We start from the raw sequence: 24,807 nt of genomic DNA, 5'->3' as shown, positions 1-24,807 counted from the left end.
GGCGATGCTCGTGCTGGTCAGCTATGACGTCAATACCCAGGACGGCGCCGGGCGCAAGCGCCTGCGCCGGATCGCCCGGCTGTGCCAGAACCACGGCACGCGGGTGCAGTTCTCGGTGTTCGAGTGCGAGTTGACGCCGGCGCAGTGGACGGCGCTGCGCCAGAGCCTGATGGACACGATGAACGCCGAGAAGGACAGCCTGCGTTTCTATTTTCTGGGCGCGCGCGGCCGCGAGAAGATCGAACACCACGGCAGCCGCACACCGCTCGACCTGGACGGGCCGCTGATTCTCTAGGGATGCATCATATGCTATGGCCTGCGGCAACTCCGGGGATTCTCGATTCACAGGAATAACCAGTTCAATTCGCCCCAGCGAACACGCGTTTCCAAAGGTTTGCTAGGGCTTGTCTGCCATGCTGGATGAGTACAGGTATTAAGGACAGGCCTGATGGACGGATCACACTTCGACGGTCCAAATAAACCGTCGGTGGTTGCAGGCCCCCGCAACCAGCATTATCAAGGGCTTAGCCAAACACGGCTAAGCCCTTTTTGCGTTGTGGGCACATGCTGGGCACACTCGAAGCCGGCACATTGACGTATCTCGACCTATCTCGCCGGGCGCAACCGCCGCACCAGCACCAAGCAGGAAAGCCTCCAGCTCGCGAAGGAATTCGCCGAGGACTGGTATCTGACCCTGCGCGACAGGAACCGCCAGGGCGAACTGGTCAGCGAGACGACCTTCAAACAGGCGGCCGCCGCCTTCGAGCGCGAGTACGAGATTATCACTGAAGGCCAGCGCAGCCTGCGGTGGGTCGAGGGCCACAAGGCGCGGCTGCGCCTGCACCTGATCCCGTTCTTCGGCAATCTCGGCGTCTCGCAGATCACCGGCGGCACGGTGCAGGAATACCGGATGCACCGGATGAGCCCGGCCGAAGAGCCCAACCCGCATTCGAAGAGCAACCGCCCGCACACGGGCAAGCCGCCCTCACGCAGCACGCTCCATGACGAGATTGTCACGCTGCGGCAGGTGCTCAAAACGGCGATGCGCCATGGCTGGCTGTCGGCGCTGCCTGACCTGTCGCCGCCCTACAATACGGCGGCCAAGGTCTCGCACCGGGCCTGGTTCAGCCAGAAAGAGTACAAGTAGCTCTATACCGCCACCCGCAAGCGGGCGCGGAAGCCGAAACATCCGGCCTACAAGTGGCACGCCGAGCAGCTTCACGATTACGTGCTGTTCATGGCCAACACCGGCCTGCGGCCGGACGAGGCGAAGAACCTTGAGCACCGGGACGTGGAGATCGTCACCGACGACTGGAGCGGCGAGAATGTCCTGGAGATCGAGGTTCGCGGCAAGCGCGGCGTCGGCTACTGCATGAGCACGCCGGGCGCGGTGCGGCCCTACGAGCGGCTGCGCGATCGCCCGAAACCCCGCGAAGACGGCGCCGACGAGGATGCGCCGGCGGTCTATCCGGAGCCGACCGATCCCGTCTTCCCCGGCAACCACATCAAGATGTTCAACAACGTCCTGGCCGAAGAGAAGCTGAAGTTCGATCGGGATGGCAACCGGCGCACGGCCTACAGCCTGCGGCACACCTATATCTGTTTCCGGCTCATGGAAGGCGCGGACATTTACCAGATCGCCAAGAACTGCCGCACATCCGTCGAGATGATCGAAAAACACTACGCCGCGCACATCAAGACGGCGCTAGATACCGCCGCGATCAACGTGCGGCGCGAGCGCCCGCGGCCGGCGAAGGAGCAGGGCACGGGCGACGGTCACAGTTCACACGAGGGCGCGCCGCAGCGTTCATGAGCGCTATCACCGAGCCAGTGTTATGGACGGCACCGTCAAGCCACACCGCGCCCGCCAAGGCTGCGATCGATGTCAGGATTGCGATGCCCAGCGGACCTCTCTTCGCTTAGGCGAGTAGGCAGGGATGGGCCAAGAGCCGACAACCCGCGACCAAATTGACTGACAAACTGTGACAACTACTTGGAAATCTCTTCGAAGGGGTTCCAACGAACCCCATCTGCCCCGAATAGAGTCAACAGAGAAGTTCGGGACTCGGTGCCCGTCACGGGCTCCGCTTCGCCATTTTCTACGAAAGGTGAGCAAACACTAATGTTCCGCTCAATTGTCAAATCTAATGCACACCCGTTGCAGCCAGAGGCTGCAACTGGGTCAGCTGTGCGCGCTCGTTGTATCGACCCTTCCGGTATCGCTGTGCTGGGCGTAATTGTCGCGGTCGCTGTGATCTTCACCTGTTCGGCCTTAGTGAGGTCCGCTAGCGCCGATGCGCCATGCGAGATCAAGGCTTATGCGGCGTGTGCCGGAGCCGATCTTGCCGGCGCAGATCTGTCGCACGCCGACCTTTCGGCTGCAGATTTGCGAAGGGCCGATCTCACCGGAGCGAAGCTGACAGAAGCCGATCTGCAAGGGGCGGACCTGACCGCAGCGACCCTGAAAAAGGCCGACCTTAGCGACGCCGACCTCGCTGGCGCCCAGTTGGAACGAGCCGATCTGGCCTCAACCACATTATCGCGCGCAAATTTCCCGGACTCGGTACTGGACCGGGCCGATTTGCGCTATGCAGATGCCCGCAGCGCCACGTTCGAGGGGGCACGACTGCGTAAGGTCGATCTGCGTGGCGCCGATCTGCGCAACGCGACCTTCGTTGAGGCGGATCTCGTGGGTGCCAATTTCGAAGGCGCAAACATTCAAGGGGCAAACTTCGATGGTGGCGCGTGGCAACCGGGCGCGGATCTTTCAGGTGCCATCTGGACGACCGGCAGGGTGTGCGCGCAAGGCTCGGTCGGAGAATGCTTGAGGAAGTCGCCGAGCACTCAGTAGGAGTTCTCCCGCCGGCGCAATCGACCTGACGACGGCTGCCGTCCTACGCGGTGCACAACCTTAGGCCGCGGTGGAAAAGGCGGAAATGCAGGCGAGAGCCATTGGGCGATCCCTGAATGAGCACCAGCGTCAGGAGAATGACCACTGAGGTGCTGCTCGGGGCGGTGTCGCGCTTCACTGCCGATCAGCCCCGTACAGGCGGCTACCCAACCACTGCGATCGACAGCTGCTTCGGGTCACGAGCCGCCTATCCCCGTCGGAAGCGGCGGGGCCGGTGTTCGATTAGCAGGAGGCTACCAGACCGGGATGGGCCAACAGCCGCCATGTTGTCTCATATGCAACCGGGCAAACGCTCGATAATGACCTCCTAACTCTCAAACTCGATCCGGTTAAGGGGGGCAGGCCACGACTTATCAGATAGACTGGTCACAAAGGGCGGCTGCAGAACGCGGCGGCGTTGCAGCTTGCCCGAGTCGGGGCCATCTTCAGGCAACCGGGAAAGCTTCATATGGCAAGTCCCGGATAAGGCCTCAAAACTGAAAGTGGGAGATGTCGCAATGACGGTCCCTGAATGGGTAAAGCCCGCAATATGGGGCGCGATCGGCGGTGCGATCGCCACAATCGTGATCGGTTTCGCCTGGGGTGGCTGGGTAATGGGCGGTACGCTCGAAAGGATGGAGGCCGCAAGTGCGGAGGCAGCCATCGTCCAAGCACTTACGCCAAACTGCGTTGCCAAGGCAGAGCAGGAACCGGAACAGCGGGCGCTCTTGAAGGAGGAACACAGCTATAAGCGCGACGAGGTTGTCATCGAGGCTGGCTGGGTCGATAGCGTGAGCGAAAAATATCGCTCCGCCGTCGCAGAGGCATGCGCGTCGACAGTGGTGGAAGGCATGAAAGCAGATTAATATCGATCGGTGACTTGGTGAAACGTATTCTCGCTAATTCGGAATACACTTAAATACCCGTCTAAGTGGGTCCGCTTCGGGTCATACCCCGTCGACCCTCCAAGCTATAGGGTCGTCCGCTGTCCAGTGGACCCCGGTCGGGCGCTCATGGGTGCATGTCGCCGCGGCCTGTCGTTGGTAGCGACCTCACATGATCATCCTTGAAAATCATAAAAAACAATAATCCTACTCACAAAAAATGTTACCCCATAATACAGATATGTTATTCGGATAAATATAAATAACGTGTACTTAAGCATATCCTTAGATACTAATATATCTGCGAAGTATGCTAATGTGACAACTTAATCGTGTCTGTGCTATTCTGAAATAATAGTATACTTTTTGTCGGATGATGAAAGGCAAGGTGTGCGTGGATACTACCACGCGCACCTTGCAGGGGGATTTCCCATACCCCGTTGGCACCCCTAGGGAATCCCTAAGCCATAAACGGGTTTGTGGCCCGTTTTTGCCAAGAGATTGTTCAGCCGTCAGGGGCTCCCTTTCGCCCGCAGCGGCGGCGCCGCGTGGGCGAACAGGTCCGCGCCGCGTTGCGGCGTCGGACCCACGGGAACCCGCTTCCGGCTGAAGGCAACGTTTCGCCGTTGCATCGCGACCGGGGAGATGGCGGTTCTCCCCGGACCCATCGCGCAAAGGGCTAATTCGCAGCCCCTTGCAACCCGCGGCCGGGACTTTCGCGTCCCGGCCCACGACCGGTGTTTCGGCACCGGCGTCGACCCAAGGCGAGATTTCGCTCTTCCTTGGGGAACCCATCGGCCAGGGGACGCCCCTGGACCCCGCAGCGGCGGTGGCGACTGTCGCATGCGGCGTGAGGGGGGACCGGCATGACAACAACAAAAAGGATGACGGCCCATGCCGGACCGCAAAGACACAAGCCGGTCGCCGGTGTCCGCCGGGCAAAGGCGGACACGGCCGGCACCCATCTCATTCGGCCCGCCTCAGGGCCGGGAGGCGGAGTTCCGCGCCCGCGTCGCCGCGTCCGGTCAGGAACTCGCCACCCATCGGCTCAATGCGCACGAGAACGAGTGCATCGAGGTGGCGGGCGTCCGCGACCTGCACGGCGCCTTCCCCGAATGGGCGACCGTGGCCAAGGCCGTCACGCGCTGCCGCAAATATCTCTACAGCCTGTCCGTGAAGCCCGATCCCGCCCAGGAGCCGCTCACCCGGGCGCAATACGCGGACTATATTGCGCGGGTGGAGGACCGGCTTGGCCTGACCGGCCAGCCGCGCGCCGTCGTCATTCACGTCAAGCATGGCCGCGCGCATTGCCATGTGATTTGGTCGCGTAACGTTGTCCGGCAGCGCAAGGCCGTGTACCTCGCCTTCGACCGCGAGGCGCTCATGACGGTGACGCGGGAATTCGCCCGGGATCACGGCCTGTGTCTGCCCACCGGCTATGAACGCGCGCCGGGCGATCCCCCGGAGTCTGCTCAACTCTCGCTCTACGAAAAGGTCCAGCAGGACCGCACCGGCTTAAGCAAGGAAGAGCGCATCGACGAGATCACCGCCGCCTGGCAGTACAGCGACAGCCCGAAGACCTTCGTGCAGGCGCTCGCGGCGCTTGGCTACATCCTGGCCACCGGCAAGCGTCCCTATGTGCTGGTCGATCGCGACGGCGAAATGAACGCCTTGCCCAAACTGATTTCCGCGTCGCGGGACGGTGCACGCGTGCGCAGCAAGGACGTGTGCGCCTTTCAGGACGAGACGGCCGCATCCGGCAGAATCGGGGCGCCCATCGCCCGACAGGGCTGGCGGCCTTTTCTCGGCCGCGTCACCGGCACGGCCTATCTCATCCGCAAGCGCCATGAACGGCAGGACCGCCGCCGCGCACGGGGCCATGAGGACCAGAAGGCGGCGCTGTCCCGCCGGCACAACGGCGCCATCTGCTCCCCGTCCAGCAACCTCGCCACGAAACGAACGCGCTCATCCATCGGGCTACACTCCTTCCATGTCATCTCCGGATCCCCCCGAAAATGCCCAATTGTGTAACCCATGTGTCCGGTAGGAACTGTCACCTATGTCTCGGGAAGAGCATCTAGATTGTCATTCGGTCTAGGGCGGGCTGCTGTCGGTGGTGGCTCGATCGCAGATCGCATGACGGCTGATTTCGTCGGCCCCTGCGCGACCTCATAAACATACGTTGAGCAGCCTGTTCGCACCCCTCGACGGGACATTTTCCCGTATGACGGGAGAGAAATTACAACAAATGACGCGGGCAGTGAATATTCGTCAGCAAAACTTGATGCGAATCAATGCGCGCGACGCGGGTTGACCATATCCTCATTACAGTACGGAGCGGGACATTGGATGGTCGCGCTTCGTCGTGAGCCCAAGCGTTGGATGCAGTTCAGGTTAGGTCCCTGACCTGAAGGAGTTCAACGGGTTACGGGCTCGCTCCCCCTCAAGCCCTACCCTCGATCGCCCCGCCGACTTGTTCGGCGGGGCTTTTTTTTGCGCCGCCCCGGTCCTATCCACCGTCGCGCCCGAAAAGCGCGCGGCCAGTAGGGGTTAGTTTGCAAACGAGCCAATCGGGCTTGATCGGATTGTCGAACCATGGCGTGGCCCAGCCCTGGTCGATGCAGCTTCGGATCGTGCGCGCGCTGTAGCGCTGGCCGTTCTCGTCGAACAGCGGTAGCTTGCCGCCCGGCTGATCGAGGCCGCGCCGCAGGTAGGCCTTCTACGCCGGTGTCGGACGCCCGCCGGCACTGCGCATGGAATTGCTGTTGGCCGCCGCCGGATTGTTCTCCATCGCGCCGCCCCCGGCTGACCCTCTCGCGCCTACAGGCTACACTGCCGGGCCAACCGATGCCACCCGACCGGACGAAAGCGAGAAGGAGCCCCCATGAGCCACAGCCTGATCTACATCACCGCCGCCAACGCCGACGAGGCGAAGGATATCGGCCGCGCTCTGGTCGAGGCGCGCCTGGCGGCCTGCGCGAACGTCTTTCCGCAGATGATCCCGATCTTCTGGTGGGAAGGGAAGGTACAGGAGGATTCGGAAGCCGTTCTGATCGCCAAGACCCGCGACGATCTGGTGGATACTGTAATCGACTTCGTCAAGCGCCAGCATTCCTACGAATGCCCCGCCGTGCTGGCGATACCGGTGCGTGCCGGCAATCCGCAGTTCATGGACTGGATCGACGCGGAGACGGAGGGCGCGACCTTCGACGGTCCGCGTGCGCAGTAAGGCCGCGCACCTCGCCTTGCGAAGACCAGCCATGCGCCGCGGCGACTTGTCGCGGCGTGTTGCGGCTGCAATCATCAAAGAGTTTCATTCTCTCGACGTATGCATGAGGCAAGTCCCGTGTCCCGCCGTTCCGCCCGCCTGTCCCTGATCTTCTCCGCCCTCGGGCACGGCTACATGCATCTTTTCGCCGCATTCTACTTCGTCATCGTGCTGGCGCTGGAAGCCGACTGGGGCTTGCCGTATCACGAGCTGGTGGAACTCTGGACGCTAGGGGCGCTGCTGATCGGCCTTGTCGCGGTGCCCGCGGGTTGGCTGGGTGACCGCTGGTCCACGACGGGCATGATGATCGTATTTTTCCTGGGCATGGGGCTGGCGGGCATCGTCTGCGGGCTGGTGGACGGGCCGACGGCGATGATGCTGGGACTGGCTGCCATCGGGGTCTTCGCGGCGATCTACCATCCGGTGGGTATTCCCTGGGTGGTGAAGAACGCGACCGCCAAGGGCAAGGCGCTGGGCATCAACGGGATCTTCGGCGCGGTGGGCATCGCCGGCGCCGGCATCGTCGCGGGAACGCTGATCGACCTCGCGTCGTGGCGCGCCGCCTTTATCGTGCCGGGCATCGTGTCGGTGGTCACGGGACTCGCGCTGCTGGCATGCCGTCTTCTGGGCTGGATCGAGGAACCGCGCGTCGAGAAGGCGTCGGAAGAAGCGCATGGACGCGGCGACATGCTTCGCGCGTTCACGATCCTGCTGGTGACGATGTTCATGATGGGCTTGGTGTTCCAGGCGACGCAGGCGGCGCTGCCCAAGGTTTTCGACCTGCGCCTGCGCGATCTGGCGGGCGAGGGGGCGTTCGGCATCGGCGCTATTGTCGCCGCCGTCTACACCGTCGGCGGCGTGATGCAGGTGCTGGGTGGGCACATGGCCGACCGCCTGCCGCTGAAAGCGGTCTACCTTGGCGCATTCCTGCTGCAGGTGCCGATCCTGGCGCTGCTGGCGGCGCTGGGGGGCGTGCCACTGATCGTGGTGGCGATGGTGACGGTGTTGCTGTCCACCGGCGCGCTGCCGGCGGAGAACATGATGCTGGCGCGCTACACCCCGGACCGGCACCGCAGCCTCGCGTTCGGCGTGAAGTTCGTGCTGGCCTTCGGGGCCGCTCCGGTGGCGATGCAGATCGTCGGCTTCATCCAGGGCCGGACGGGCGAGTTCGTCTGGCTCTTCCTCTTCCTGGCGCTCTGCGCGGGGATCGCTGCCCTGGCCGCCGCGATCCTGCCCGGCGGACTGCGCGGCAGCGCGCCGCAAGAGAGTGTACAGCCGGCGGAGTAGCGGCTACTCCGCCGCCCGGTCGACTTCGCCTGCGGCTTTGTGCAGCGCCTGATCCAGGTCCGCGATCAAGTCGTCCACCGTTTCCAGCCCGATGGAGACGCGCACCACCTCGTCCCCGGCGCCGGCGGCTTGGCGCTGCTCGTCGGTGAGCTGACGGTGCGTGGTCGATGCCGGGTGCAGGATCAGCGAGCGCACGTCGCCGATGTTGGCGAGGTGAGAGAACAGGTCGACGCTCTCCACGACACGAAGGCCCGCTTCGTAGCCGCCCTTCACGCCGAAGGTGAACACCGCGCCGGCGCCCTTCGGCAGGTACTTCTCCTGTAGGCCCTTATACGGATTGTCGGGCAGGCCTGCATAGAACACCCAGTCCACCATCGGGTGTTGCGACAGCCATTCGGCCACGCGCTGAGTGTTGTCGCAGTGGCGTTGCATGCGAAGCGCCAGCGTCTCGATGCCGTTCATGGTGAGGAAGGCGTTCATCGGCGCCAGCGTTGGCCCCAGATCGCGCAGGCCGACGGCATGGCTGTGCATGGTGTAGGCCATGTCGCCAAAGGTCTCGACGAAGCGCAGGCCGTGGTACGCCGGCTCCGGCTCGCTGAGGCTGGGGAACTTGTCGTTCCGCGTCCAGTCGAAGGCGCCGCTGTCCACCACCGCGCCGCCGACCGAGGTGCCGTTGCCCGAGAGGAACTTGGTCATCGAGTAGACGACGATGTCCGCGCCCCACTCGATCGGCCGGCACAGATAGGGCGTGGCCAAAGTGTTATCGACGATCAGCGGAACGCCCGCCTCGTCCGCGATTTCCGCCAGCGCCTCGATGTCCGAGATCACCCCACCTGGATTTGCCAGGCTTTCGCAGAAGATCGCCTTGCACTTCGGCGTGATCGCCTTGCGCACGTTCTCCGGATCGTCGAAGTCCGCGAAGATTGCCTGCCAGCCGAACTTCTTGAAGGTCTTGCCGAACTGCGTGATCGAGCCACCGTAGAGCCGTGTCGAGGCGACCACCTCGTCGCCAGGCTCCATCAGCGGGAACAAGGCCAGGATCTGTGCGGAGTGACCGGAGGCGCAGCAGGTGGCGCCGCGCCCGCCCTCTAGGTTGGCTACGCGCTCTTCCAGCGCCGCCACGGTCGGGTTGGTCAGGCGGGAGTAAATGAAGCCGAAGGTTTGCAGGTTGAACAGCGAGGCCGCGTGGTCGGTGTCATGGAAGACGTAGGAGGTCGTCTGGTAGATCGGCGTGTTGCGGGCGCCCGTCACCGGCTCTGGCTGCGCGCCGGCGTGTATCATCCGCGTCTCGAAGCCGAAGCCGCCCGAGGGCTCCTCGGGCACGTGCTTTCGCGCCATAGCCTTGTCTCCCTCAGCGCCGGTGCGGCTTACGACAGGCTGACCCGCCGCCGCTTGGACGAAATCACCTTGGAATTGAAGCCGCCCCACGACAGCTCGGCGTTCAGGCGGCCGAACTCGATCTTCGGGCAGCGGTTCATCACCACCTGCAGGCCCGCGTCTTCGGCACGCCGCGCCGCGGCGTCGTCGCGCACGCCAAGCTGCATCCAAATGACCCGGATACCTTTGTCCCCGGCGATCCCGATCGCCTCGTCGACGATCCCACCGGCCGCGTCGGAAGCGCGGAAGATGTCCACCATGTCAAAGCGATCGGGGATATCCTTCAACGAGGCATAGCAGGGCTCGCCCAGGATCTCCGTGCCGGCGGCGCGGGGGTTTACCGGAATCACGCGATACCCCTTCGCCTGCAGGTACTTCATCGCGAAGTAGCTGGGCCGATTCCAGTTCGGCGACGCACCGACCATGGCGATGGTGCGCACGCCGTTCAGGATGCCCAGCAGGTAGGCATTGGGATAATCGTCGTGCCTCGTCTCGGCGGCGGCCTCGGGCATGGCGGTCATGCTCCCTGCCATGTCGGCTCGCGCTTCTCCAGGAAGGCGTCGATGCCCTCGGCGGCGTCGCGGGCCAGCATGTTCTCGGTCATCACCTCGCTTGTCTGGCGATAGGCCTCGGACAGCCCGACGTCGAGCTGTTCATAGAACGCGCGCTTGCCGATCTTGAGCACGTGCGGCGACTTGCTGGCCACCGCGCGGGCAAAGCCCATGACGGCGTCCTCCAGCTCGTCTTCGGGCACGGCCTTGTTGACGAGGCCCCACTCGGCGGCCGTCGGCGCCTCGATCATCTCGCCCGTCAGCAGCATCTGCATGGCCCGCTTGCGCGGCACGTTGCGCGACAGCGCGACCATCGGGGTGGAGCAGAACAGGCCGATGTTGACGCCGGGCGTGGCGAATCGCGCCGTCTCCTCCGTCACGGCCAGGTCGCAGGTGGCGACGAGCTGGCAACCGGCGGCGGTAGCGATCCCGTGAACCTTTGCGATCACCGGCTGCGGCAGGTTGGTCACCGCCATCATCATGGCGCAGCAGGTGTCGAAGACCTGTTTGTAGAAGTCGCGGCTGACCTCGCCGCGCAGTTCGCGGAGGTCGTGGCCGGCGCAGAAGCCGCGGCCGGCACCCTCGATAATAACGGCCTTGATCGAGGCGTCTTCCCCGATACGCTCCAATTCGCGCCGTACGGCCTGCATCATGGCAAGCGACAGGGCGTTGTACTGCTTCGGCCGGTTCAGGGTCAGCCGCGCGATGCCTTCACTGTCTTCGCGCAGGACCAGGTCTTCGGATTGCTCGGCCGCGACGGTCTCGACGGACATGGCTACCTCCTCATGGTAGCTGTACATGTAAGGACTTCGGGCGCCCCGACGCAATGGGTAGCAGCACGGGGCCGCGACCGCGAGGGGAGGAATGCGTGAGTCGGATTACCAAGGAAGAAGTGGCGGAGCTGACGCAGCGCGAGCTGCCGTGGGCCATCTGGATGGGCGTGGCCGTCGAGGAGATCGGCAATGGGCACTGCCGCGTGCACATGCCGCACAAGGAAGAGAACCTGCGCCCTGGCGGAACCGTCAGTGGGCCGGCGATGATGGGGCTGGCCGACTATTCCCTCTACGTCGCCGTGCTGTCGTCCATCGGGCGGGTGGAGCTCGCGGTCACCAGCCAGCTTTCCATCAACTTCCTGCGCAAGCCCCGGCCGGGGGACATCATCGCCGACTGCCGCATGATCAAGGTCGGCCGTCGCCTGGCCTATGGAGAGGTCTTCCTCTATTCCGAGGGCCGGGAGGCGGACGGTCCGGTAGCCCATGTGACCGGCACCTATGCGATCCCCGAAGATCGTGGGGTATAATAATACCGCGCTTCTAACATCCTACAAGCGCTGCATTTTTCGGGATAAGTGGTGTTGACAGCCTACGGGCGATGGACTAGAACCGCGCTCGGCAACGGGGATGGCGCGCGCCGTCCCCTGTTTTTCGTCCGCGCCCCGGCGCGGGCGGTTTGGAACACACGCTTTAAGCACCGGACGGTTCGACAATGAAAACCTATTCCGCGAAGCCGGCCGACATCGAGAAGAAATGGCTCGTGGTCGATGCCGAGGACGTGGTGCTGGGTCGTCTGGCGGCGCAGGTGGCGACTATCCTGCGCGGCAAGAACAAGCCGACCTTCACGCCCCACATGGATTGCGGCGACAACGTCATCGTGGTCAACGCCGACAAGATCCGGATGACCGGCAACAAGCGCTCGGACAAGGTCTACTACTGGCACACCGGGCACCCCGGCGGCATCAAGGACCGCACGGCCGAGCAGATTCTCTCCGGCCGTCACCCGGAGCGGGTGGTCTACAAGGCGGTGGAGCGCATGCTGCCAAAGGGTCCGCTGGGCCGTCAGCAGCTGAAGAACCTGCGCGTCTACGCCGGCGCGGACCATAAACACGAGGCCCAGCAGCCCGAGGCGCTGGACATCGGCGCGATGAACCCGAAGAACCGCAGGAGCGCTTGAAGCCATGGCGCAGGACGAACAGACGCTGACCGACCTCTCCGAGCTGGGCGAGGCCGCCGGCACGCAGGCGCCGGCCGAGGAGCAGGTGCGCGAGCCGCAGATCGACAGCTTCGGCCGCGCTTACGCCACCGGCAAGCGCAAGGACGCCATCGCCCGCGTCTGGATCAAGCCTGGCACCGGCAAGGTGCAGGTAAACGGCAAGGAACTGGCAGGTTACTTCGTGCGCCCGGTGCTGCGCATGATCGTCAACCAGCCCTTCGCGGCGGCCAACCGTGACGGCCAGTTCGACGCCTATGTCACCGTGACCGGCGGCGGCCTCTCGGGTCAGGCCGGCGCGGTGCGCCACGGCATCTCCCGCGCGCTGAGCCGGTTCGAGCCGGCGCTGCGTCCGGTGCTGAAGGAAGGCGGCTTCCTCACCCGCGACCCGCGCGTGGTGGAGCGCAAGAAGTACGGCCGCCGCAAGGCCCGCCGCAGCTTCCAGTTCTCCAAGCGGTAAACCGCTACCGGCATACGGCGGCAACGCCGAACCGCCAGGGCGCCCCGAGCAATCGGGGCGCCTTTTTGTTGCGGAGGATCGCTCGCCTTTGCCGCGCGCGCCAGGAGCGTGCTAAGAACCTTTCCATCCGAGCAACCACATACGGGGGAAACCGCCGCCATGTCCGGCACCATCCTGCCATTCAATGGTATCTGGCCGAAAATCGCCGATGACGCCTTTATCGCCGAGACGGCGGTGGTGATCGGGGATGTGGAGATCGGGCCGGAGTCGTCGATCTGGTATGGCTGCGTGGTGCGCGGCGACGTGAATCCCATACGCATCGGTGCGCGCACGAACATCCAGGACGGCACTATCATCCACGTCAATCACGACCCGGCGGGCGATTACCGCGAGACGGGCGGCGGCATGCCCACGCACATCGGCGACGACATCACCGTCGGACACATGGCGTTGCTGCACGCCTGTACGGTGGAGAGCGGCGGCTTCATCGGCATGCGTTCGGTGGTGATGGACGGCGCCGTTGTCGAGGGCAATGCGATGGTTGCCGCCGGCGCCCTGGTCACGCCCGGCAAGCGCGTCCGCTCGGGCGAACTCTGGGGCGGCAGCCCGGCAAGGCGGATGCGCGAGCTGACTAGCTCGGAGATCGAGTACATCCCATATTCCGCGCGCAACTACGCGAAGCTGGGCGCGGCGCACCGTACCGGAACCAAGGCCGGGGCGTGATGCACGGGCGCAAGCGCCACAAGCATCGCAAGGAAACGCCGGGCAAGAACTCTCGTAACGGCGCGCCGGAGGAGGGGCGGGTCAAGCCGCGCAATCCCCTGGTTCCGCTCGTCCGAAGGCTCGGCCACAAGCGGCAACCTGACAAGCACGCTTACCGCCGCCATCCCAAGCACAAAAAACACGGCCTCGATTAGACGAACCCGAGCACTACCGATCGATGCTCGGAAAGATGTTGAATATTAACATTAGCCTCCCTCTTAAGAGTATAAGTTTGCATGATTTATATCATTTGATCATGAGAATTTTTTCACTACATTAATGTGTGTCAGCAAGCTGGACGGCGTCGGGGCAGCGGGAAGCTCCGCGCGACCGGCGGTAGTGGGGCCAGCGGCCTCGGGACGGGCCCGAAGAGGCAAATGCGGACGTGGCAAAGCCGAGTCAGCGCGATGCGGTAACAGGGTGTACCGAGAAAGCGATCGACAATAAACGATTCCGGCATGGACCCCGCGCGGGAGGGCCAGCGCAATGAACCTTGTGGATGGTGGCCTGCTGGCACGGCGGCTTGCCGCCGTGGTCGACCTTTCGCAAGAAGACCGTGAACTGCTTGCAGCCCTGGAGACCCAGCCCACCCTGACGAAGCGCGGCCACGTCATGATCGCGCAGGGCCGCGAATACGCCGATATCGGCGTGCTGCTGAGCGGTTGGGGCCTCAGCACGAAGGACCTGCCTAACGGCCGCCGGCAAGTCATCGATTTCCTGCTACCAGGCTCGGTTCTGGGCTGGCAGGGCACGGCGTTCCGGGTTGCCGACCACGGGGTCGTGGCCCTTACCGATGTGATTGCCTCTTGGTTCTCGCCCCAGCGGCTGGTCGACGTCGCGCGAAGCTCACCCACGCTTGGCATGGTGTTCAACTGGCTGGTCCTGCGCGAGCACGCCGTCGTGGTGGAACGGGTCACCAGCCTGGGCCAGCGTTCGGCCCGCGAGCGGCTTGTGCATCTGTTGCTGGAGTTGTGGCGGCGCTTGCGCAGCGTGGGCCTGCTGGCCGAAGCCGAGGCTGGCATGCCGGTTTCCCAGGCGATTCTGGCGGAAGCGACCGGCCTCAGCCCGGTACACGTGAATCGCTCGCTGCAAGACCTGGTCCGCCAGGGGCTGATCGCCGTGCGCCGGCAAGCAATTACGCTTCTGGATTTGCCGGGGCTGGAGCGGGTGGCCCTCTACGACGATACCTATCTTCATGAGTCGCCCTTCGCCTTGAGCCCGTGCATGCCGGAGAAAAAGGATGACGAGACGGTGTGAGGTCGCGCCGTCGTGCAGCGCCGGCTCAGCGCTCGCCGGTGCCCGCAGCGGGCGTCGCATATCCAGGCTCGCACCATGCCCCCAGGAAATCGGCGAATCGGGCGAGGCTTTTGGTCTTCGGCGCCCGGTCCCAGACGGCGAAGGTGGGAATGGTGTCCTCGATGTCGATAAGCGGGCGGATGACGAGGCCTCGACGCTGGATGTTGCGGGCGCAGCTTGCATAAACGGAGACGCCGACGCCGGCGGCGGCGAGGCCGAAGATGCCCTCGCTGGTGGAGGCTTCCTGGACGATGTGGGGGAAGAAACCGGCCTCGTGGCAAAGCAGGAACAGCCGCTCGCGGAACGCGCTCCAGCCCCTGTCGCCAAGAACGAAGGGCTCGTCCGCCAGGTCGCTCAGCCGCAGGGTCTTGGCGTTTGCAAGCGGGTGGTGGAGGGGCAGGAGGACCACGTACTGGTTGACGTCGAACGGCCGGTTCTCAAGGTGGGGGTTCTCGAACGCACCGATCATGAAGCCAACGTCGATCTTGTGCTCCAAGAGGGCTTGGCGCTGCCACGCGGTGGTCATGTAGGTCAGGCTCAAGCGGATCGAGGGATGCGCCTCAACGAAGGCGCGCAGCATCTCGGGCAAGCGGCCGTTGATCGCGAAGTCCATGTAGGCGATGCGCAGTTCGCCGGTGACGCCCTGGGCCGTGCTGCGCGCTACCTCGACCGCGCGGTCCATGTGACCCAGGCCAAGCCGGCATTCCGCTAGAAAGGCCTTGCCGGCCTCGGTCAATTCGACCTTGCGCGTGGTGCGGTGGAGGAGGCTGACGCCCACCGCCTCTTCCAGGTTCTGGATAGTGCGGCTGAGCGACGGTTGCGTGACGTGAAGCCGCTCCGCCGCGCGGTTGAAGTGAAGCTCCTCGGCGACGACGCAGAAGGCGTTTATCTGGCGGAAATCATAGCGCATTGAGAGATCCATGCATACAGTGGCATTAATTTCATAGAAATTGATATTTGTTTCAAGATCAGTTTCGCCGCAGGTTCCCCGGTCAGCGCGGCAACGCGCCCTTCTATCGGCTCATAGGGGAACGTATCAATGCGTGCAGACCTGAACGCGGTTTTGGAAGAGGCCTTTGCCGAGGCCAGCAATATCTACCGTGAGCGCGGGTTCCAGCGAAAGGTCGGCTTCGGCGCCAAGCCGGCGCTGATCAGCGTCGATCTTGCCAACGCCTGGACGCGCCCCGGCAACCCCTTCACCTGCGAGGGCATGGACGACCGGATCATCCCGGCGATGCAGGACCTTCTCGCGGCTTTCCGGCGCAACAAGCTTCCGGTCGTGCACGTGACCACCTGCTATCAGGTCACGGACAGGGCGAACCCGGACACCGACATGGGACTGTGGCACAACAAGATCCCGGTCGAGGCCGTGCCGGAGAACCGAAAGGACCTGTGGGCCATCGATTCCCGCATCGAGCCGATCGAGGGCGAGCAGTTGCTGGTGAAGAAGCGCGCCAGCTCGTTCCACGGAACCTACCTTGCGGGCTTCCTGCGCGCCGCCGGGGTGGACACGATCCTGGTCACAGGCGTCACCGCCTCGGCCTGCGTGCGCACCACGGTATGCGACGGCCTTGCCGAGGGTTTTCGCACCATCGCGGTGAAAGAGGCGATCGGCGACCGCGTGCCCGGTGCCGTGGCCTGGAACCTTTTCGACATCGACGCGAAGTTCGGCGACGTCGAGACGGTCGAAAGCTGCGTCGAATACCTCGACGGGATCGGCGCATCGCGTAGCGCCGCGCAGTAACGCGGCGATTTCCCGCACCCCGCGTCGCCGACGCGGTCCTTCCACTCCAAAAAACAACACGGCATCGGAGGATAGAGACGTATGGAACGCTACATCCGTAAGCTCCCGAAGGCCCTGTGCACGATGCTTGGCGGCGGTGCGTTGGCGCTTGCCGCGACGACGATGCACGGCGCGCCGGCCCACGCGGAGACGACGCTGAAGATGCACAGCCAGATCGTCGAATCGCGCCCGGAGGCCCAGTGGCTGAACAAGTTCGCCGAGCGCGTGGCGGAGAAGTCCGACGGCGAACTGAAGATCAACGTCTATCACGCTGGCTCTCTCGGCCTGAAGGACCCGGACCTTCTGCGCATCCTGAAGGCGGGCGCCGTCGACATGGCGATGCTTTACGGCGGCTACTACACCCGTGACGCACCCGGGCTTGCCGCGGTCTACGTCCAGGGCGCGATCCGCGAGCCGGAGCAGCATATGGAGTTGCTGCCGACCGTCCGCGAGATCTACGAGGAGGCCTACGGGGATTGGAACATCAACACCGTCGGCGGCGTCGTGAGCCCGGTCTTCGACGTGGGCATCCACTGCAAGAGCCCGGTCAACACCCTGGAGGAGCTGAAGGGTAAGAAGCTCCGTGTATGGGCTGCTCACCTGGTGGACACCTTCACCCGCCTCGACGTCGCGGCGCAGGTGATCCCCCAGAACGACATGTATCTCGCCCTCCAGACCGGCGTGGTGGACTGCGCCTATTACCTGTCCACAGTCGCGCCGACCGTGTCGCTGCACGAGGTCACCGAGTACGAGGCCTATCTGCACCCCTGGGCGGCCGTGCCGTGGATGTTCGGCGTCAGCCAGAAGGCCTGGGCGGGTCTGAGCGATGAGCAGCGCGATATCCTGCGCGAGGCCGGCGAGGAGATCTGGCAGGAGACCCGTGAGGCCGCGGTCGACCCCGAGCGCGAGGCGAAGGCCCGGGCGGAGCGCGAGGAGCTTGGCGTCACCATGCTGGAGCCGTTCTCCGAGGAGGATGTCTCGAAGTTCGTGGCGGCGTCGAAGAAGGCCTGGCGCGAGCTGGCCGAGAAGGCTGGCCCCAAGGGTATCGAGTACTATGAGCGGATGCAGGACGCGATCAGCGAACTGCCCGAGTAGTCCGGACGAGGCGATGCCGGCCGTGCTTCCCGCGCGGCCGGCGGCCCGTTTCACGGGGTGAATACGGAGGAAACCCATGGGAGACGTCGCAGCGGACAAGGCGCGAATGCCGCTTCCCGTGCGTTTGCTTGCCCTGTTGGTGCGTGCGATGAATGCGCTGGCCGCTATCGCCGGGATCGTCATGACCGTGCTAGTGTTCTCCGGCGCCGTCATGCGCTACTTCCTCGGCTCGCCGCTTAAATTCTCCGACGAGCTTGTCGGACTGCTGTTCCTCTCGCTTTCCTTCCTCGCCATTCCCCTGGGCCTGCTGCAGCGCAGCCACATCAGCGTCGATCTGGTGAGCCGCAAGCTGCGCGGCGTCTGGGCACGGGTCGCGGAAATCTCCGCGTCGCTGATCTTCATCGCCTTCGCCACTGTCTTCGTCTCCCAGGCTTACGAGTTCGCGTCCTTCTCGCGGATGATCGACTCCCGGTCCGAACTGGGCTCGCTGGTACTGTGGCCCTGGATGGGGTTGATGGCCGCAGCCTTCTTCATCGCCCTGCTGGTGGCGCTGATCCAGCTTTGGGACTGCCTGCGCCGGATGGCAGGGCGGACGTCCTGGCTGGAACCCGAAGAGCGGGAGATCTCACCATGACGTGGGGCATCCTGGCGGCAAGCCTTGTGGTCCTGCTGTCGACCGGAGCCGTCCTGGGGGCGGGCCTCGGCCTCGTCGGCTTCGCGCTGCTCCACTTCGAGGCGGGCGGCGCAAGCCAGCTTGCCGTCATGAAGGTGTGGAACGTCTTCACCGACTTCACGCTGAGCGCAGTGCCGATCTTCATCTTCCTGGGCGATATCCTGCTGGCCAGCGGCATCAGCGATCGCGTGTACAACGGCCTGAGCCCGCTGTTTCACCGCGTTCCGGGCAAGCTGCTGCACACCAACATCGCGGTGTGTACCATCTTTGGCGCCGTAAGCGGCTCCAGCACCTCGACCGCCGCTGCCATCGGCTCGGTCGGCTATCCTGAGCTTTCCAAGCGCGGCTACGACGGGCCGACGATCATCGGCAGCCTGGCGGCCGGCGGCACCCTGGGCCTGTTGATTCCGCCCAGCCTCGCGCTGCTGATCTATGGCGCGACGCAGAACGTCTCCATCGGCAAGCTGTTCCTCGCGGGCATCGTCCCCGGCGTGATGATCGCCGGGCTGTTCAGTCTTTACATCATGGCGCTTTCCAAGGCGCGGCCGGACATCACGCCGGACGAGGCGGAGAAGCCGACGACGGCCGATATGCTGAGAGGGCTGTCGAACATCTGGCCGCTGCCGATCCTTATCTTTTTCGTCCTGGGGACGATCTATCTGGGGCTTGCGACGGCGACCGAGGCGGCGGCGCTGGGCGTCGCGGCGGCTATCGTCCTCGGCTTCACCTGGGGCAACCTGACGCCGCGCAAGCTGTGGGGCTCGTTTCTGGGCGCCAGCGTCGTCTTCGGCGCCATCGCCATGGTGATGCTGGGAACGCTGATCCTGGCGCAGGCGATCAGCATCCTGGGCATGCCACAGTCGATTGTCGCCTGGGCGGCGAGCCTGGGCCTGTCGCGGTACGCGGTCCTGGGGATGATCGTCCTGCTCTACCTGGTTCTCGGGTGCTTCTTCGACGGCATCTCGCTGCTGCTGATGACGCTGCCGATTGCCTTCCCGGTGATCACGGCCGTCGGCTTCGACCCCGTCTGGTTCGGCGTCATCGTGACGCTGCTGATGGAAATCGGGATGATCACGCCGCCGGTCGGGCTGAACCTGTTCGTTCTGGTGACGATGTCCGGGCAGCGGGTGAACCTGGCGCAGGCCGCCTGGGCCACCATGCCGTACTGGCTGATCATGCTGGGAGCCATCGTGCTGCTCACTCTGCTGCCGGGCATCGTCCTCTTCCTGCCCAGTTTCTACTAACGCTTTCGGAGCTGTTCATGACGCAAGACCTTCACGGCAAACTTACGGTCGTCGACGGCCTGATCGTCGCCAACTGGAGCCGTTCGCTTTTCCAGGCCATGCACGACGGCGGTCTCACCGCCGCCAACTGTACCGCCTGTGTCTGGGAGGACTTTCCGACCGCGATGAAGGCGGTGGCGGATTGGAAGAGCTGGATCCGGGAGAACAGCGACCTGCTGCTGCAGGTCTACACGACCGAGGACATCCGTCGCGCCAAGGCCGAGGGCAAGGTCGGCATCATTCTTGGCTGGCAGAACACCAGTGGCTTCGGTGACTATCTGCCGCTGGTCCAGGTTTACAAGGAACTCGGTCTCGGCATCGTCCAGCTGACATACAACACGGCGAACTCCGTGGGTTGCGGCTGTTACGAGAGCCGCGACGGCGGGCTGACCGACTTCGGCCGCGAACTGATTGACGAGTTGAACCGCGTCGGCATCCTTGTCGATCTGAGCCACGTCGGCGCGGACACCGCGCGCGATGCCATCCGCTATTCCAAGCAGCCGGTGGCGTTCTCCCATTGCCTGCCGGCGGCCATGAAACCGCATCCGCGCAACAAGACCGACGAGGACCTGCGGCTGATCGCGGAGCATGGCGGTTTCGTCGGCGTGACCGCGTTTCCGCCGTTCCTGAAGAAGGGGAACGACTCCTCCGTGGACGACGTGGTGGACGCGGTGTCCCATGTCCTCAACCTCGTTGGCGAAGCCCAGGTCGGAATCGGCACCGACTTCACCCAGGATCACGGCCGGGATTTCTTCGACTATATTACGCAGGACAAGGGCCACGCGCGACAATTGACGGAGTTCGGCGATATCGTCATGCCCGACGGGTTTCGCCGCATCGAGGATTTCCCGAACCTGACGGCCGCGATGGAGCGCAAGGGCTGGCCTGAAAGGCTGATCGCCAAGGTCATGGGAGAGAACTGGGCCGGGCATCTGCACACGGTATGGGGAGCGTAAGGCTTCCCGCACCCGGCGTGGGCGCAATGCCCGGCCAACGGTGGGCCGGATATGAAAGACCTTGCCACTGAGCCCGACGCGATTGCCGGCGATGGACCGCCCGGCGGCCCCCGGCTGCGGGTGGCCGTCTACCTGCTGCCGGAGTTCACGCTGACGCCGGTGGCGACCTTCCTGGACACGCTGCGTCTGGCGGCGGACGAGGGCGACCGCAGCCGGCCACTGCAGTGTAGCTGGCAGTTGCTCTCGGACGATCCGGGGCGGGTGCGCTCAAGCTGCGGCCTGTCGCTAGGGCCCAGCGAGCGGCCGTGCCGGGCGGAGCCGTTCGATTGTCTGGTGGTAGCGGGCGGACGCACCCCCTTGGATTTCAACTGGCCGCCCGGCGGGGCCGATCTCGTACGCACGGCGCTGGGGCGGAACCGGACGGTGATCGGGCTGTGCCGGGCCAGCTATGCCCTGGCCGGGCTCGGCGTGCTGGCGGGGCGCAGGGCCTGCGTCCACTGGCTGCATCGCGGCGAGTTCCTGGATGCCTTTCCCGATGTGGCGCCGGTGAGCGACGCGGTCTACGTGCGCGACGGGAACTTCATCACCTGCGCCGGCGGGCTGGGCGCGGTGCGTGTGGCGAACTGGCTGGTGGAGCACCGCGTGGGCCTGGACACGGCCGTGAAGGCGGCGCGGATCATGCTGTTCGACCGCCTGGTCGATCACGGCGAGGCGCAGCCGGCGGCGCCGCTGTTCGGCCCCGCCAGGCACCGCGCGCTGCGCACCGCGCTGGCGCATATCGAGGCGCATTTCAGCGAAGCCCTCGACGTCGACGACCTGGCCGCGCGCGGCGGCGTCTCCCGCCGACAGCTGGAACGGCTTTTCCGGCGCGAACTCGGCATCACGGTGGCGCAGGCGCTGCGCTCCTACCGGCTGGCGGTGGCACGCAACCTGATCGCGCACTCCGACGCCCGCATCCTCGACATCGCCATCGAATGCGGCTTCGCCTCGGAGCCCCACTTCGCCACGCTGTTCCGGCAGCACTATGGCCACACGCCGCGGGGTTACCGGGCGGTGTGTGGGGCGGCAGTCGGAGACGATCCTTCAATCTAAAAAACGGTCCACCGGAGGTCCGCGGTAATCCACCGCTTGCACCGGGCTTGGCGGCTCGCGTCCGCGAGCGATTTCACGCTTGCGGTTTGCCTTCCGCTTGACAGGGCGGCGCAGTGCGTGACACGTTTTCGTAAATCAAGAAAAGATTTCGAAAATCGAAACACTCACTCAAGGCTTATTCCCACGGAGAGGAGGGAGGCCCGGAAGATGCAACTGCTTTCAACAACAATAAAATCGGTCGCTGTCGCGGCTGTCGTGTCGGTCGCCGCCGCCGGTCCGGTGGCCAGTGAGGAAAGCTATCACTGGCAGATCCAGAGCAATCTGAATGCCGGTGAGCCCGGCTATGTCGCGGTCGAGAAGAAGTTCGTCGAGCTTGCCGAGGAGATGTCCGGGGGGCGGATCACCTTCGATCTTCATCCGGTCGGCGCGCTGTTCCCGATCAGCGAGGGACTGGAGGCCGTTTCCACCGGCCTCGCGCAGATGGCGGTGCTCACCGGCGGCTATTACTCCGGCAAGATGGGGCCGATCGCCAACCTTGAGATGGGCGTTCCCGGCTCGCTGCGCACGCCGATGGAGCGCTACAACTTCTTCTACAAGAAGGGTTTCATCGACCTGGCGCGCGAGGCTTATGCCGAGCAGGGCGTGTTCTACCTCGGCCCGCAGTTCTCCCCGCCTTGGGACATGATGTCGAAGAAGCCCATCACCGGCATGGAGGACTTCGAGGGCCTGAAGGTCCGCGCATTCGGCATCGAGGCGAAGTGGTACGAGAAGATGGGTGCCAGCGCCACCTTCCTCGACGGCGGCGAGATCTACAGCGCGCTTGCCACCGGCGTGGTGGACGCCGCGCGCTGGGCCAGCCCCTCGGGGAACATGAACAACTCCTTCCACGAGGTTGCGAAGTACTACATGCAGCCGTCGCCGATGCCGGTGCCGAACAACTTCTTCGCCGTGAACATGTCGGCCTGGAAGGAACTGCCGGACGATCTCAAGGCGATCCTGGAAGAAGCGGCGATTGCCGCGTCCTTCGAGTACCTGGCGATCAGCGCGCTGGAGGACGCGAAGGCCATGCAGGACATGCAGGCCGCGGGCGTCGAGGTGAGCCGCATCCCGCCCGAGGAGTGGCGCAAGATGGAGGCCATCGCCCGCGACCTCTGGCAGGACTATGCCGAGGCGGACGCGTACGCCAAGCGCGGCGTCGAGATGCTGAACGCCTATCTTGAAGAGCTTGGCCGCTAGACTTGCGGCCACGGCGGCGCGCCGGGGGCGGCGCGCCGCCGCTTTTCTTTTTTCTCTTCTATGGTTCCCTTGAACGTCGTTTGAACCCTGGGCCTGGGGAGGCGTGATGCTCGACCTGACCTTTCGCTGGATCGACCGGGTCATTGCCGGGATCGGCCGGGCGGCCGCCCTGCTGGTTCTCGTGGTGATCGCCCTGGTCGTCTACGAGATCATCGCGCGCGGCGCCTTCAACATGCCATCGTCGTGGGCGCACGAACTCAGCACGTGGCTGATCACGGCGCTGATCTTCCTGGGCGGGCCGTACGCATTGGCGAAGGATCATTTCGTCCGCGTCGACATCTTCTACGGGCAGATGGGGTCGCGGACCCGGGCCATCGTGGATACCACCGTCAGCACGGCTCTCTTCCTCATCTTCGTCGGCGTCCTGCTGTGGCTGGGCGGTGAGCTTGCATTGCGTTCGATCGCCATCGACGAGCGCTCGGCGACCGGGGCTTGGGGCGGGCCGGTCTGGGCGGCGAAGAGCCTGCTGCCCATAGGCGCCGTGCTGCTTGTCCTGGCATGGCTGTCGCGCCTTTACAGGTTGTGGGCCGGCGACGAGCGGGACGGAGGCTCGGCATGAGCGATCCGGTCCTGGTCACGACCTTGCTTTTCGGCGGCCTCGTCGTTTTCCTGGCCATCGGCGTACCCATCGCTTTTGCGCTGGGCGGGCTCAGCGCCGTGCTGATCGCCACCATGTGGAACGTCGATGGCCTGAACCTACTGCCGATGCGGGCGTTCCAGAACACCTCCAGCTTTCAGTTCCTGGCGATACCACTGTTCATTTTCATGGCCTCGGTGCTGCAGCGTTCCGGTATCGCCGAAACGCTGTACAACACCATGCAGAGTTTCGCCGGCACCCTGCGCGGCGGGCTGGCCGTCGGCACCATCGTCATCTGCACGCTGTTCGCCGCGATGGCCGGAATCAGCGGCGCGGCCACCATTGCCATGGGGCTTCTGGCGGTCCCGGCGATGCTGGAGCGTGGTTACGCCAAGGGCATCGCGCTTGGTTCCGTCGCCGCGGGCGGGTCGTTGGGTATCCTTATCCCGCCCAGCGTGACGATGATCGTGTACGGGCTGATCTCCGGCACCTCCATCGGCAAGCTGTATGCGGGCGGCGTTCTCCCGGGCCTGTTGATCGCAGGGCTTTTCATCGCCTACCTGCTGCTGCGCGGGTGGCTACAGCCGGAGATGGCGGGCGGCACGGAGACGCGGCGCTATTCGTGGCGTGAGAAGCTGGTCAGCCTGAAGGGCCTTATCGTTCCGCTGGGTCTCGTCGTTGCGGTGCTCGGCTCGATCCTGGGCGGCCTGGCCAGCGTGACCGAGGCCGCCGCCGTGGGCGCGGCAGGGGCGTTGCTGGCCGCCGGCGTCCAGCGGCGGCTGGGATGGGGCTTGATCCAGGAGGTCTGCAACGAGACGCTGCTGCTGAGCTGCATGATCTTCTGGATCATCATCGGCGCCTCGGCGCTTTCCACCTTCTACACGGCGGCCGGCGCCTCGCGCCTGATCGAGAGCCTTGTGCTGGGCCTGGAGGTGGACCGCTACGTCATCCTGATCGGTATTCTGGGACTCCTGCTGGCACTCGGCATGGTTCTGGACACCGTCGGTATCATCATGATCACGGCGCCTATCGTCGTGCCGATCGTCACGAAGCTGGGCTTCGATCCCGTCTGGTTCGGCATCCTGTTCATCGTGAACATGGAGATCGGCTTCCTGACGCCGCCGTTCGGGTACAACCTGTTCTACCTGCGCGGCGTGTCGCCGCCGTCGGTGACGATGGGCGATATCTACAAGTCCGTGCTGCCCTTCGTGATGCTGATGCTGCTGGCGACCGGCATCATGCTGGTGTTCCACGACATCATCCTGTTCCTGCCGGACAGGCTGTTCTGAGC

The 24,807-nt window shown here is 64.5% G+C and carries 29 protein-coding genes; 23 read left to right on the top strand and 6 right to left on the bottom strand.

The features are described from left to right. Nucleotides 1-4 precede the first annotated feature (4 nt). A complete protein-coding gene (gene cas2, locus DRB17_RS14250; RefSeq protein ID WP_114582885.1) occupies nucleotides 5-295 on the top strand; it encodes a CRISPR-associated endonuclease Cas2 in 291 nt (96 codons plus the stop codon). Nucleotides 296-538: 243 nt separating this feature from the next. Here the strand turns inward: cas2 and DRB17_RS19985 are convergent, their stop codons facing one another. Then, nucleotides 539-916 (bottom strand): hypothetical protein, encoded by a 378-nt coding sequence (locus tag DRB17_RS19985; protein ID WP_147274916.1) that lies wholly within the window; start codon nucleotides 914-916, stop codon nucleotides 539-541. Nucleotides 917-919: 3 nt separating this feature from the next. Here DRB17_RS19985 and DRB17_RS20490 point away from each other — a divergent pair, with 3 nt between their 5' ends. The 5 genes from DRB17_RS20490 to DRB17_RS14230 all read left to right on the top strand — a co-directional run bounded on the left by DRB17_RS20490 (nucleotide 920) and on the right by DRB17_RS14230 (nucleotide 5,805). Further along, nucleotides 920-1,147 carry a hypothetical protein gene (locus DRB17_RS20490; RefSeq protein WP_193725741.1) on the top strand — a complete coding sequence of 76 codons (228 nt, stop codon included), beginning with the start codon at nucleotides 920-922 and terminating at the stop codon, nucleotides 1,145-1,147. Between the two features lie 90 nt (nucleotides 1,148-1,237). Next, on the top strand, nucleotides 1,238-1,813 hold the full coding sequence (locus tag DRB17_RS20485; protein WP_193725740.1) for a site-specific integrase: 576 nt from the start codon (nucleotides 1,238-1,240) through the stop codon (nucleotides 1,811-1,813). A 309-nt stretch (nucleotides 1,814-2,122) separates the two neighbouring features. Next, a complete protein-coding gene (locus DRB17_RS14240; protein ID WP_114582884.1) occupies nucleotides 2,123-2,851 on the top strand; it encodes a pentapeptide repeat-containing protein in 729 nt (242 codons plus the stop codon). A 557-nt stretch (nucleotides 2,852-3,408) separates the two neighbouring features. Beyond that, on the top strand, nucleotides 3,409-3,756 hold the full coding sequence (locus DRB17_RS14235; RefSeq protein WP_114582883.1) for a hypothetical protein: 348 nt from the start codon (nucleotides 3,409-3,411) through the stop codon (nucleotides 3,754-3,756). A 945-nt stretch (nucleotides 3,757-4,701) separates the two neighbouring features. Further along, nucleotides 4,702-5,805 carry a relaxase/mobilization nuclease domain-containing protein gene (locus tag DRB17_RS14230; protein ID WP_161958832.1) on the top strand — a complete coding sequence of 368 codons (1,104 nt, stop codon included), beginning with the start codon at nucleotides 4,702-4,704 and terminating at the stop codon, nucleotides 5,803-5,805. Between the two features lie 478 nt (nucleotides 5,806-6,283). On the opposite strand, the gene DRB17_RS20735 is transcribed toward DRB17_RS14230, so the two are convergent. After that, nucleotides 6,284-6,484, bottom strand: coding sequence for a hypothetical protein (locus DRB17_RS20735; protein ID WP_114582905.1), 201 nt, complete (start codon nucleotides 6,482-6,484; stop codon nucleotides 6,284-6,286). A 174-nt stretch (nucleotides 6,485-6,658) separates the two neighbouring features. Between DRB17_RS20735 and cutA the strand changes: the two genes are divergently transcribed. Then, nucleotides 6,659-7,003 (top strand): divalent-cation tolerance protein CutA, encoded by a 345-nt coding sequence (gene cutA / locus DRB17_RS14220; protein ID WP_114582882.1) that lies wholly within the window; start codon nucleotides 6,659-6,661, stop codon nucleotides 7,001-7,003. Nucleotides 7,004-7,120: 117 nt separating this feature from the next. Further along, complete coding sequence (locus DRB17_RS14215; RefSeq protein ID WP_161958831.1) at nucleotides 7,121-8,329, top strand: MFS transporter; 1,209 nt, start codon at nucleotides 7,121-7,123, stop codon at nucleotides 8,327-8,329. 3 nt (nucleotides 8,330-8,332) lie between these two features. Here the strand turns inward: DRB17_RS14215 and DRB17_RS14210 are convergent, their stop codons facing one another. The 3 genes from DRB17_RS14210 to DRB17_RS14200 are packed head-to-tail and all read right to left on the bottom strand — an operon-like array spanning nucleotide 8,333 to nucleotide 11,030. Next, nucleotides 8,333-9,667: an O-acetylhomoserine aminocarboxypropyltransferase gene (locus tag DRB17_RS14210; RefSeq protein WP_206607902.1), complete on the bottom strand. Its 1,335-nt coding sequence runs from the start codon at nucleotides 9,665-9,667 to the stop codon at nucleotides 8,333-8,335. 29 nt (nucleotides 9,668-9,696) lie between these two features. Then, nucleotides 9,697-10,227, bottom strand: coding sequence for a CoA-binding protein (locus DRB17_RS14205; RefSeq protein ID WP_338322698.1), 531 nt, complete (start codon nucleotides 10,225-10,227; stop codon nucleotides 9,697-9,699). After that, nucleotides 10,224-11,030 (bottom strand): enoyl-CoA hydratase, encoded by an 807-nt coding sequence (locus DRB17_RS14200; protein ID WP_114582902.1) that lies wholly within the window; start codon nucleotides 11,028-11,030, stop codon nucleotides 10,224-10,226. The genes DRB17_RS14205 and DRB17_RS14200 overlap by 4 nt, the downstream gene beginning before the upstream one ends. 95 nt (nucleotides 11,031-11,125) lie before the next feature. On the opposite strand from DRB17_RS14200, the gene DRB17_RS14195 reads away from it, so the two are divergent. The 6 genes from DRB17_RS14195 (at nucleotide 11,126) to DRB17_RS14170 (ending at nucleotide 14,722) form a co-directional block, all read left to right on the top strand. Then, a complete protein-coding gene (locus DRB17_RS14195) occupies nucleotides 11,126-11,557 on the top strand; it encodes a PaaI family thioesterase (protein ID WP_241503842.1) in 432 nt (143 codons plus the stop codon). Between the two features lie 185 nt (nucleotides 11,558-11,742). Further along, nucleotides 11,743-12,207: a 50S ribosomal protein L13 gene (rplM, locus tag DRB17_RS14190; RefSeq protein ID WP_114582879.1), complete on the top strand. Its 465-nt coding sequence runs from the start codon at nucleotides 11,743-11,745 to the stop codon at nucleotides 12,205-12,207. 4 nt (nucleotides 12,208-12,211) lie between these two features. Continuing rightward, complete coding sequence (gene rpsI, locus DRB17_RS14185) at nucleotides 12,212-12,703, top strand: 30S ribosomal protein S9 (protein WP_114582878.1); 492 nt, start codon at nucleotides 12,212-12,214, stop codon at nucleotides 12,701-12,703. A 159-nt stretch (nucleotides 12,704-12,862) separates the two neighbouring features. Next, the gene (locus tag DRB17_RS14180) at nucleotides 12,863-13,426 is read left to right on the top strand and encodes a gamma carbonic anhydrase family protein (protein ID WP_114582877.1); all 564 of its coding nucleotides are present in this window, start codon (nucleotides 12,863-12,865) and stop codon (nucleotides 13,424-13,426) included. Further along, nucleotides 13,426-13,620, top strand: a complete 195-nt coding sequence (locus tag DRB17_RS14175; protein ID WP_114582876.1) for a hypothetical protein — start codon at nucleotides 13,426-13,428, stop codon at nucleotides 13,618-13,620. The genes DRB17_RS14180 and DRB17_RS14175 overlap by 1 nt, the downstream gene beginning before the upstream one ends. A 331-nt stretch (nucleotides 13,621-13,951) precedes the next feature. Beyond that, on the top strand, nucleotides 13,952-14,722 hold the full coding sequence (locus DRB17_RS14170; RefSeq protein WP_114582875.1) for a Crp/Fnr family transcriptional regulator: 771 nt from the start codon (nucleotides 13,952-13,954) through the stop codon (nucleotides 14,720-14,722). A gap of 25 nt (nucleotides 14,723-14,747) precedes the next feature. Here the strand turns inward: DRB17_RS14170 and DRB17_RS14165 are convergent, their stop codons facing one another. Then, nucleotides 14,748-15,671, bottom strand: a complete 924-nt coding sequence (locus DRB17_RS14165; RefSeq protein WP_206607901.1) for a LysR family transcriptional regulator — start codon at nucleotides 15,669-15,671, stop codon at nucleotides 14,748-14,750. A 129-nt stretch (nucleotides 15,672-15,800) separates the two neighbouring features. On the opposite strand from DRB17_RS14165, the gene DRB17_RS14160 reads away from it, so the two are divergent. The 9 genes from DRB17_RS14160 (at nucleotide 15,801) to DRB17_RS14120 (ending at nucleotide 24,805) form a co-directional block, all read left to right on the top strand. Next, nucleotides 15,801-16,505 (top strand): isochorismatase family protein, encoded by a 705-nt coding sequence (locus DRB17_RS14160; protein WP_114582873.1) that lies wholly within the window; start codon nucleotides 15,801-15,803, stop codon nucleotides 16,503-16,505. A gap of 81 nt (nucleotides 16,506-16,586) precedes the next feature. Next, nucleotides 16,587-17,639, top strand: coding sequence for a TRAP transporter substrate-binding protein (locus DRB17_RS14155; RefSeq protein ID WP_206607900.1), 1,053 nt, complete (start codon nucleotides 16,587-16,589; stop codon nucleotides 17,637-17,639). Nucleotides 17,640-17,715: 76 nt separating this feature from the next. Then, nucleotides 17,716-18,273, top strand: a complete 558-nt coding sequence (locus DRB17_RS14150; protein WP_114582872.1) for a TRAP transporter small permease — start codon at nucleotides 17,716-17,718, stop codon at nucleotides 18,271-18,273. Further along, complete coding sequence (locus tag DRB17_RS14145) at nucleotides 18,270-19,556, top strand: TRAP transporter large permease (RefSeq protein WP_114582871.1); 1,287 nt, start codon at nucleotides 18,270-18,272, stop codon at nucleotides 19,554-19,556. The genes DRB17_RS14150 and DRB17_RS14145 overlap by 4 nt, the downstream gene beginning before the upstream one ends. A gap of 17 nt (nucleotides 19,557-19,573) precedes the next feature. Next, on the top strand, nucleotides 19,574-20,551 hold the full coding sequence (locus tag DRB17_RS14140; RefSeq protein WP_114582870.1) for a dipeptidase: 978 nt from the start codon (nucleotides 19,574-19,576) through the stop codon (nucleotides 20,549-20,551). Between the two features lie 51 nt (nucleotides 20,552-20,602). Then, entirely contained in the window at nucleotides 20,603-21,643 is a 1,041-nt protein-coding gene (locus tag DRB17_RS14135; RefSeq protein WP_114582869.1) for a GlxA family transcriptional regulator, read from the top strand. Between the two features lie 207 nt (nucleotides 21,644-21,850). Then, nucleotides 21,851-22,879: a TRAP transporter substrate-binding protein DctP gene (gene dctP / locus DRB17_RS14130; protein ID WP_114582868.1), complete on the top strand. Its 1,029-nt coding sequence runs from the start codon at nucleotides 21,851-21,853 to the stop codon at nucleotides 22,877-22,879. Between the two features lie 106 nt (nucleotides 22,880-22,985). After that, the gene (locus tag DRB17_RS14125; RefSeq protein ID WP_114582867.1) at nucleotides 22,986-23,498 is read left to right on the top strand and encodes a TRAP transporter small permease subunit; all 513 of its coding nucleotides are present in this window, start codon (nucleotides 22,986-22,988) and stop codon (nucleotides 23,496-23,498) included. Next, on the top strand, nucleotides 23,495-24,805 hold the full coding sequence (locus DRB17_RS14120) for a TRAP transporter large permease (protein ID WP_114582866.1): 1,311 nt from the start codon (nucleotides 23,495-23,497) through the stop codon (nucleotides 24,803-24,805). The genes DRB17_RS14125 and DRB17_RS14120 overlap by 4 nt, the downstream gene beginning before the upstream one ends. Nucleotides 24,806-24,807 lie beyond the last annotated feature (2 nt).

This window comes from Ferruginivarius sediminum (assembly GCF_003344765.1).
Lineage (GTDB): Bacteria > Pseudomonadota > Alphaproteobacteria > Kiloniellales > Rhodovibrionaceae > Ferruginivarius > Ferruginivarius sediminum.
This window is presented reverse-complemented; position numbering and strand designations above follow the sequence as displayed.